Raw genomic sequence first — 9,327 nt, forward strand, 5'->3', positions numbered from 1 at the left:
AACCGTCCCGTGCGCCAAGCTGACGGCGCTCGTCGGGCAGTTGGAGGACGTCGTCGGCGGCGGGCACCGGGCGCTCGTCTTCAGTCAGTTCACCGGCTTCCTGGAACTCGTGCAGGCACGGCTCGCCGAGGAGGGGATCACGACCTCCTACCTCGACGGGAAGACGAAGCAGCGCGCGAAGGTCGTCGAGCGCTTCAAGGCCGGCGACGCCCCCGTCTTCCTGATCAGCCTGAAGGCCGGCGGCTTCGGCCTGAACCTGACCGAGGCCGACTACTGCTTCCTGCTGGACCCGTGGTGGAACCCCGCGGCCGAGGCCCAGGCGATCGACCGCACGCACCGCATCGGCCAGACCCGCCCGGTGAACGTCTACCGGATGATCTCCACCGGCACGATCGAGGAGAAGGTCGCCGCGCTCGCGGACCGCAAGGCGGCGCTCTTCGCCGGCGTGCTGGACGAGGGCGACCTGTTCTCGGGCGCCGTGACGGCGGACGACATCCGCGGGCTGCTGGGGTGAGGGGCGGGGACCGGCCGCGTTCCCGGAGCCGATCGGGTTGTCGCCGGAGGCGTCGGTGAACGGCGTCCCCGTCTGGGAGCGGTGCGCGTGACGTGGTACCCATGTCGCGCCCGCTGTCTCTCCGGAGCCCCGACCGTGACCGACACCCTGTCCCTGTTCCCCGAAGACCCCGACGACACCGGATCGTTGGCCGCGGCGATCGCGGCCGCTGACGGCACCGGACCGTCCGCGCCCGCGGCCTGGCTCCTGCGGCTCGCGGCCGCGCCGGACGGCATCCCACTGCAGCCGACGGCCGCGCCGACGCCTGACGTCGACGAGTCGGCGGCCCCGGTCTTCGCGCTGGCGCCGTCGGTCGTCGAGGCCGTCGTCGCCCGTTGGCCGTCGTGGGCGGCGGCCATGTCGTGCGACGGCGACGTGGTCCGGAGAGTTGACGCCGCGTCCCGGTCGGCGATGCTCCACCACGAGGCAGCAGTCCCGTCGCTGAGGGTGCTGCGGGAGAGCCTGCTGCGCGGCCGCCTCGTGCGCCGACGGGGCGACCGGTTGCTGGCCAACCGGCGCGGACGGGAAGTCGCCGAGGACGGCGATCGGCTCGTGATGGCGGGACTCGAGGACCTCGATGCCGGCGAGCGCTTCGGCGACGTCATCGCCGGCACCGCCCTTCGCGCCCTGCAGGCCGTGCCCGACGGGTTGGCCGAGGAGCGGCTCGCGGCCGCCGTCGACCGCGAGGGCGCTGCGCACGGGTGGAGGATCGCGGGATCCCGTGGCACGCGGGCGGACGGGCCGCAGGGTGCGTCGGCACTCGGCGACCCGCTCGCCGAGCTGCTCGTCCGCGCCGAGGCCTACGGGATCGTCGAGCGGCGGGCCACGGACGGGGCAGGATCCGGGGGTGTCCGCCTGAGCGAGGCCGGCCACCGGATCCGAATCCTCCCCGGGGGTCTGTTCGGCGGCGGCGCCCTCGCGCTGGCGCCCCCGGAGCGGCCCGTCGACCCCTCGATCGTCCTGGTCCTCCACGCGAAGCTCGAGGACGTCCCCCGGACGAGCGTGACGATCGAGATCGGCGCCGACCAGGACTTCCTCACGCTGCACCGGACGATCCAGGACGCATTCCGCTGGGCGGACGACCACCTCTGGTCGTTCTGGCTGAACGGCAGGTACTGGGGCGGCGGCGCCTACGAGGTGCGCTCGCCGTTCGGTCAGATCGACGAGGAGACGGGCGCGCGACGGGCCGATGAGGTGCGGCTCGGCGAGGCCGGCCTACGGGTCGGATCGACCATCGCCTATCTCTTCGACTACGGCGACGCGTGGCGGGTCGCCCTGAAGGTGCGCGCCGAGATCACGGCCGACGGTGGCGGGTACCCGCGGATCGTCGCTCGCACCGGCACGCCACCGCCGCAGTATCCGGGTGACGAGTGGTGAGCGTCTCGCTCAGGACTCAGCGCCGACGAGGTGTTCGGCTTCTGCCGGTGTCTGCAGGCCTCCGACACAGCTTCGGCACGCATCGGACCTCGAGTCTCCGCAGCCCGCTCCGCGAGGGTGTCGGCGATGGCCCGCACGCCCGTACGAGATCGACCGCCGGACCGCCTACGATCGGGGTTCGCTGCGCGGCGTCGTCAGATCGACGGGCTGCGTGACGACCTCGCTCATGTGCCGTCTCTCGCTCACGCAGCCGTTCCGCCTCGCCCGCCCGGGGGTACAGCGTCCCACGACGGTCGGCCGCCGATGCTGCCGTTGCCGCCCGAGCGGTCGGACGACGGGCCGACACGACCGATCGTGAGCACCGACGGACTGCCCGAGCGCCGCGAGGTCTCCTACGCCGTCGGCGAGCACGCCGAGCGGTACCGGCGGATCATGCGCGTCTTCCTGCTGAACAAGACGCGTGACATCGGCTGGCAGCTCTCGCCGGCCGACGTCCAACGGCGGCTGGAGGCCGAGTTCGGGCAGGCGCTGCCGGACGACGTCCTCGACCGCTGCCTCGAGCGGCTGGTCGACGACGGTGCCCTGCAGGCCCGGGCCGACACGCGGGCGGTGACGTCGGCCGTCGAGTGGCGGCGCAAGCGCTCCGTCTACGACATCACCCCGGCCGGTGAGCGGGTGGAGCGGCTGCTCGCCGAGCTCGACGCGCTGGGGGAGGAGATCGGCTCGCTGGAGTCGGGACGGCTGCTCTCGATCCGGGACGCCCTGGCCCGCATCGTCGACGGGCTGCGCGCGCCCGCTCCCGACGCCCGCCGCCTGGCCGACGACCTCGAGACCGTGGCCGACGCCGTCAAGGCGCTGCGCCAGGGGGCCACGGACTTCATCGTCCGGCTGCAGGCGTTCACGTCGTCGGATCGGATCACGGGGGACGAGTTCGCGGAGCAGCAGGACGTCATCGTCGCCTACCTGCAGGGGTTCCACCGGGATCTGCGCCGGCACGCCGACCCGATCTTCGCGTCGATCGGGGCGGTGGAGGAGCTCGGCGCCCCGCGCCTCGTCGACCTGGCGCTGTCGGCCCGCGACCTACCGCCCGCCATCGGCGACGCCACGGCCGAGCAGATCCGCGCCCAGTTCCGCCGCTACGAGGAGGCCCGGTGGCAGGCGGTCCGGGCGTGGTTCGGGACCCCGGGCTCGACCGAGGCCCCGTGGGTGCTCCTGACGAACAAGCTGCTCGACGCGATCCGGGCGATCATCGACATCGCCGAGCGCCTGATCGACCGCGCCGCCGGCCGCCGGGATCGCGCCGCGGCGTGGGATGCCCTGGCGCGGATCGTGGCGACGCAGGACGACGCCGTCGCGACGGCGTGCGTCGCGGTGGCGTGCGGGATCCGCGCCCCGCGGCACCTGTCGGGTCCCGAGGCGGACCCGGACGCGCTCGCGTCGCCCGGGGCCGTCGGCTGGCGCGATGCCCCGCCGATCGCCGTCGCCGCGCACCTGCGGGCGCCCGGCACGCGCACCCCCGGCGCCGGCACGCCCTCGCGGCTGGCCGGGAACACCGGACTCGCCGAGCGCGTGCGGGAGCGTCAGCGCACCGAGCAGGCCCAGCTCGCCGGCCTGCTGGACCGGCTGCGCTCCGGTGTGCCCGTGACGATGAGCAGCCTGCACCGCCTGCACCCGGTCGAGCTGAACCACCTGCTCGTGCTCGTCTCGCGGGCCTTCGCGCAGCGCCGCGAGCCGGACGGCAGCCGCCGCGCGAGCTCCCCGGACGGCACGCTCCGGCTGCGCCTGGTGCCCCCGGCCGACGGTGCGCGGACGACGATCGACGCGCTGCACGGACGGCTCGAGTGCCCGGACTTCCGGCTGGAGGTCGAGGCGTGAGCACCGCCGACGCACTGGCCGCCGCGGCGGACGAGGAGCGCCGCCGCGGGCTGCGCGCCCTGCTGCAGCGGCAGGTGCTGGCCGCCCCGGACCCGGACCTCGGGCTCGTTCGTCGCCACCGCGACCACCTCGCCACCGTCGTCCGCGACCAGCTCGGCGGGACGCTGACGGTGACGAGCGACACCGCGCACCTGAGCAAGGTCGTGACGCTGGACGACGCGAGGCCGCTGCGGCTGCCGCCCCGGTCCCAGAGCGAGCGCGCGAAGCCCGTCGACGACCGGCGGGCGCTCGACGGCCGCGCGGCGCTCCTCCTGTGCGTCGTCGCCGGCGTGCTGGAGCACCGCGGCTGGACGCAGGTCCCGCTCGGCGCGCTGGCCGAGGACGTCGTCCTGCGGGCCCGCACGCTGGAGCTCGAGGTCGACTGGAGGACCCGCGCCGACCGCTTGGCGTTGGGTGACGCGATCGAGTTCCTGACCGGTCTCGGCGTCCTGACGCTGCGCTCTGGCGTGGCGGGCGAGCAGGGCAGCGACGACGAGGCGTTCTACGACGTCCACCGCCGCCGGCTGACGCTGCTGATCGCCGACCCCGTCCGCTGCGCCGAGGCCGGAGCGCCCGCCGACCTCGAGCCGCGACCCGCCGACCACGGCGAGCTCGCCGGCCGCGTGCGTACTCGCCGCATCGTGCGCGCGCTGGTCGAGGACCCGGTGCTCTACGTCGACGACCTCGACCCCGACGACCGCGACTACTTCCTCTCGCAGCGGGCCCGGCTGGAAGGGCTCGCGCGCGATCTGACGGGACTCCAGCCCGAGCGACGGCGCGAGGGCACCGCACTGATCGCCACCGGACGCGAGCTCACCGACCGGCCGTTCCCCGCCCGCGGGCACGTCAAGCAGCTCGCGCTCCTGCTGCTGCCCGAGCTCTGCGCCCTGGACGCCGCGAACGGGTCGACGGTCGCGCGGGAGACGGTCGACGGCCTCGTCCGCCGGCTCGTCACCGAGCATGCCGCGCACTGGGCGTGGGATCCGTCCGACCCGGCCGACCTCGGCGGCGCGCGGGACCGGGCGCTCGCGGTGCTCGTCGACCTGCGCCTGGCGGCCGACGAGGACGGCGGGCTGCGCGTCCTACCCGTCGCGCACCGATACCGCGCGGCCGTCGGTCGTCGGCCGACGACGGCTGGCACCCAGCTGGGGCTGATCTGATGACCGACCGCTTCCGTCCCCACCGCTACGGCGTCGTCGGGCTCTACGAGTACGCCGACCAGGAGTTCGGCGCGCACGACGGCCGCCTGGCGCTGCGCGGCCGCAACACGTCGGGCAAGAGCAAGGCGCTCGAGCTGCTGATGCCGTTCGTGCTCGACGGCGACGTCACGCCCCGCAAGCTCGACCCGTTCGCGTCCGCCGCCAAGACGATGCGGTGGAATCTCATCGAGTGCACCGACGCGTATCCGGACCGCCGCGCGAACAAGCGCGTGGGCTACGTGTGGGCCGAGTTCCGTCGCCCGGACGGCGACGGCGAGCGCTTCCTGACGTGCGGCATCGGGCTCGAGGCGACCCGTTCGACGGACGGCGTCAAGCGCTGGTACTTCGTCACCGAGCAGCGCGTCGGCGCCGATCTGCACCTGACGCGCGCGGCCGTGGGCCAGGACCCCCAGCCCGTCGTCCGCGCCGAGCTGGCCGAGCAGCTGACCGCCGGCGGCGGCGCCCTGTTCGACGCGCCGACCGCGTACAAGGAGGCGCTGCGCGAGCACCTACTGCCGTTCTCGACGCCCGCCCTCTACGAGCAGACGCTCGAGGTGATCCGCCAGCTGCGCAAGCCCAAGCTCTCGGAGAGCCTGAACGTCACCCGCCTGTCGCAGATGCTCTCGTCGGCACTGCCGGCGGTCGACGGGGATCTCGTGCGCAAGCTCGGCGACGCGCTCGAGCAGCTCCACGAGCTGCAGCGCCAGTACGACGAGCTCGCCGGCGCCCGGCGCCTCGTCGCGTCGATCGTCGAGCAGCAGTACCGCGCGTACGCCCGTGGCGTGGTCCGCACCCGCGCCGACGCGCTGAAGAGCACGAACACCCGCTGGGACGCCGCCCGCGCCGAGCAGCGCCGCACCGCGGCCGCGCACGAGACCGCCGTCGTCGAGCGCGAGGACGCCGAGACCGCGCTGGCGCATGCGACCGGCGCATGGCAGCGGACGAGCGAGGAGTACGAGACCCTCATCGGGTCGAGCGCCTACGAGGTGATCGGGCTCCTCGAGGAGCGGCGCCGCGCGCGGGACGAGGCCCGGTCGCGAGCCGACCGGGCCCGCGACCGCGTGAGGGCCGCCCACGAGGTCGCCGTCCGAGCCGAGGGCCGGCGCGACGAGGAGCTCGCCGCCGCGCAGCGGGCGGCGGAGGACCTCACCGAGGCGACGGAGATCCTCACGGACCGGCTGTCGACCGCGGGGCTGGACCCGGTGCCCCCGGAGCGCCCCGCGCTGGCGGCGCTGCCGGCCCGGGTCGCGCTCCGCCGCCAGGACGTCGAGCGGGCCGAGGCGCTCGTCGCGGCCCTTGCCCGCGCAGAGGCGCTGCTCGAGGCGCTCGCCGAGGACCTCGCCGTCGCGGCGACGGGCCGGGACGCCGCCGCCGAGCAGGTGACGGCAGCGGACGGGCGGCTCGAGCGCGTGACCGAGGAGCTCCTGGAAGGCCTGCGGTCGTGGCGCGCGTCGCTCACCGAGATCGTGCTGGCCGACGAGGCACTCGACGCGCTCGCGGACGGGATCGTCGCCGGGGGCGATCCGCAGGTGGGGCTGCGCCCGTGGTTCGAGTCCCGCTCCGAGGCGCTCGCGGCCGAGCGGGTCGCCACCGCTCACGGGATCGAGACGCTGGCCACCGAGCACGCCGACGCGGCCGAGGAGCTGCGCGAGCTCGAAGCGACCCGCGACCCCGAGCCGCCCGTCCGCTCCCCGCGGCGGGCCGACCGTCGTGGTCGCGTGGGTGCGCCGCTCTGGGCCGTCTGCGACTTCCGGCCCCACGTCCCGGCCGAGGACCGCGGAGCGGTGGAGGCCGCGCTGGAGGAGGCCGGCGTCCTCGACGCGTGGATCGATCCCGACGGAGCGATCCACGACGCCGACCTGACGCTCGTCGGCGGCGGAGCGGCGAGCCCGGCGGGCGACGCGACCGCGACGGGCACGCTCGCCGACCTGCTCGTCCCGGACCCGGGTGATCGCGGCATCCCGTCGGAGACCGTCGCCGGAGTCCTGCGCTCGCTGCCCCTGTCCGGCCCGCTGAGCGTCGCGCCGGGCACGTTCCGCTTCGGTCCGCTCCACGGCCGCGCGACGAAGCCCGGCGCCGAGTTCATCGGCGCCGCCGCGCGCGCCGCCCGTCGGGAGCGGCTGCTCGCGGCCGCACGGGACCGGCTCGCCGAGCTCGACCGTCGACTGGCCGTCCTCCGCGCGCAGGCGGAGCAGCAGGCCGCCGCGCAGCAGCGGCTGCACGACGAGCGGGTGGCGCTGCCCGGAGCCGGCGCGCTGCGGGACGCGGAGCGCGAGGCCCGCCGGGCCGCCGACCGGCTGCAGGACGCCGAGCGGGCGCTCGCGCAGAAGATCGCCGAGCGCGATCGTCGTGAGCAGGTGCGCGCCGGCGCGCGGGTCGCGGTCGACGAGCACGCCCGCGCGCACGGGCTGCCGACCGCGCCCGCCGCCCTGCGGGACGCGGCGACGGCCCTGGAGCGGGTCGAGCTCGCAGTCGACGAGACGGTCCGGGCGATCGACCGCCGGGACGCGACCGAGGCCCGCGTCGCCGCCGTGGCCGAGGACCATCGGGCGGCCGTGGACGCCACGACCGCGGCCGACCAGGACTCCCGGGACGCGGACGGACAGCTCGACGCGGCGGAGGGCCGGCTGGCCGCGACCGAGAGCGCGCACGGCTCCACCGCGTCGGAGCTGCAGGCACGGGCAGGGCAGCTGCGCGTGGATCGCGCCGCGCGGCAGGCGGCCCGTGACCGGGCCGAGCGGCGCCGGGCGGACCTGATCGGCGCACTGAAGGACGCGGAGCGCGCCGCCGAGGACGCCGCCGGCGCCGTGCAGACGGCCGAGGCGGAGCGGGTGGCGGCGCTCGACGCCGTCCGCGTCCTCGGAACCCACGACCTGCTCACCGCCGCCTTCGGCCCCGAGGGCGCCCCCGACGACGAGCGGGCCTCGGCCACCTGGCCGCTGACGACGGCGTTGGAGCGTGTGCGGGCGCTGCCGGAGCACGCAACGGACGCCGGCGCGGACCTCGAACGCCGGGCGCGGCGGGTGAGCGAGGCCGTCTCCGCGCTCCAGAAGACGCTGACCGCGTTCGACATGGATGCCGCGACGATCCCGGTCGACGGGATCACGCTGGTGGAGGTGCAGCGCGACGGCCGCCGGACGACGCCGACGGCGATGCTCACCGAGCTGGACGGCGACGTCGCCCACCGCGAGCAGGTGCTGTCGGCGAAGCGTCGCGAGGTCCTCGGCCACGCGTTGCTCGGTGAGATCGCCGAGCACCTCCGCGGTCGGATCACCGGCGTGCGGGCGTCGCTGCGGTCGCGCAACCAGACGCTGCGCCGGTGCCCCACCGGCGCGGGACGGACGGTCTCCCTGCGCTGGGATCCCGATGAGGACGCCGGTGCCCCGGCGGCCGTCCTCGACCTCCTCGGAGACCGCGCCGCCGAGCACCTGAGCGAGGACGAGCAGGGCGCCCTGTTCGGGTTCTTGGAGCAGCGGATCGCGGACGCCCGGGCGGGCCTGGAGGATGGCGACGGCGAGCAGGGCCTCGTCGACCACCTGTCCGTCGCCCTGGACTACCGGCGCTGGTGGCGGTTCTCGCTGCACCTGCACGAGCCGGATGGCACCACCAAGCGGCTGACCGCGCGCACCCAGGGCCTCGGGTCCGGCGGTGAGCAGTCCGTGCTGATGCACCTGCCGCTGTTCGCGACGGCCGCCGCGCTGTACGACCTCGCGCCCGGCGCGCCGCGGATCATCGCGCTGGACGAGGCGATGGACGGCATCGACCCGACGACGCGGGAGCAGGTCTTCGCGCTGCTCGTCGAGCTCGACCTCGACTGGGTGATGACGTCGTTCGAGCTGAACCCGTGCGTGGCGACCGTCCCCGGCGCCGGCCTCTACGAGCTGCACCGCGAGAACGCCGAGTGGGGTGTCTGGGCGCAGCACTTCGTCTGGGACGGCCGGGACATGACAGAGGTCGTCGACGGATGACGGGGCGGCTGGCTCGAGAGTGAGCACCGACGACGCTGCGAGCGACCCCGGCCTCGGCCGGCTCCTCAGGATGGCGGCCCCGCGGCTGGAGAAGGCGGGGCTGCGTCCCGCCGGTCGCCTGAAGTTGCCGCAGATCACCGAGGACGAGATCCGCACGATCTCCGGGCTGCTCGGCTCCCGCTGGCGCGCGCCGCAGCCCGGAGCCGACGCGAGCGTCGACCTCGCCACGATCGACGTCGGCCTCCGCGGGTCGCGCTACGCCTGCGGGCTCGCGGACGCGGCGGCCGCCGTCGTCGGGCGGCCGCTGGTCGTCGGG

The 9,327-nt window shown here is 75.5% G+C and carries 6 protein-coding genes; all 6 read left to right on the top strand.

The annotated features are described in order from the left end of the window. The coding region (locus tag AB0L40_RS24210) for a C-terminal helicase domain-containing protein (protein ID WP_364360753.1) at window positions 1-514 on the top strand (514 nt) is incomplete at its 5' end. Window positions 515-649: 135 nt separating this feature from the next. Continuing rightward, window positions 650-1,930, top strand: a complete 1,281-nt coding sequence (locus AB0L40_RS24215) for a hypothetical protein (RefSeq protein ID WP_364360755.1) — start codon at window positions 650-652, stop codon at window positions 1,928-1,930. A gap of 354 nt (window positions 1,931-2,284) precedes the next feature. Next, window positions 2,285-3,805: a TIGR02677 family protein gene (locus AB0L40_RS24220; RefSeq protein WP_364360757.1), complete on the top strand. Its 1,521-nt coding sequence runs from the start codon at window positions 2,285-2,287 to the stop codon at window positions 3,803-3,805. Continuing rightward, the gene (locus tag AB0L40_RS24225) at window positions 3,802-5,004 is read left to right on the top strand and encodes a TIGR02678 family protein (RefSeq protein WP_364360759.1); all 1,203 of its coding nucleotides are present in this window, start codon (window positions 3,802-3,804) and stop codon (window positions 5,002-5,004) included. The genes AB0L40_RS24220 and AB0L40_RS24225 overlap by 4 nt, the downstream gene beginning before the upstream one ends. Beyond that, the gene (locus AB0L40_RS24230; protein WP_364360761.1) at window positions 5,004-9,011 is read left to right on the top strand and encodes a TIGR02680 family protein; all 4,008 of its coding nucleotides are present in this window, start codon (window positions 5,004-5,006) and stop codon (window positions 9,009-9,011) included. The genes AB0L40_RS24225 and AB0L40_RS24230 overlap by 1 nt, the downstream gene beginning before the upstream one ends. 19 nt (window positions 9,012-9,030) lie before the next feature. Then, window positions 9,031-9,327, top strand: a 297-nt coding sequence (locus AB0L40_RS24235; protein ID WP_364360763.1) for a TIGR02679 domain-containing protein, incomplete at its 3' end; no start/stop codon positions are given.

This window comes from Patulibacter sp. NPDC049589 (assembly GCF_040675535.1).
GTDB lineage: Bacteria > Actinomycetota > Thermoleophilia > Solirubrobacterales > Solirubrobacteraceae > Patulibacter.

Bases quoted from the DNA above. Each gene is read 5' to 3' on its own strand.
- AB0L40_RS24230 (WP_364360761.1), top strand. From the start codon at position 5,004: ATGACCGACCGCTTCCGTCCCCACCGCTACGGCGTCGTCGGGCTCTAC.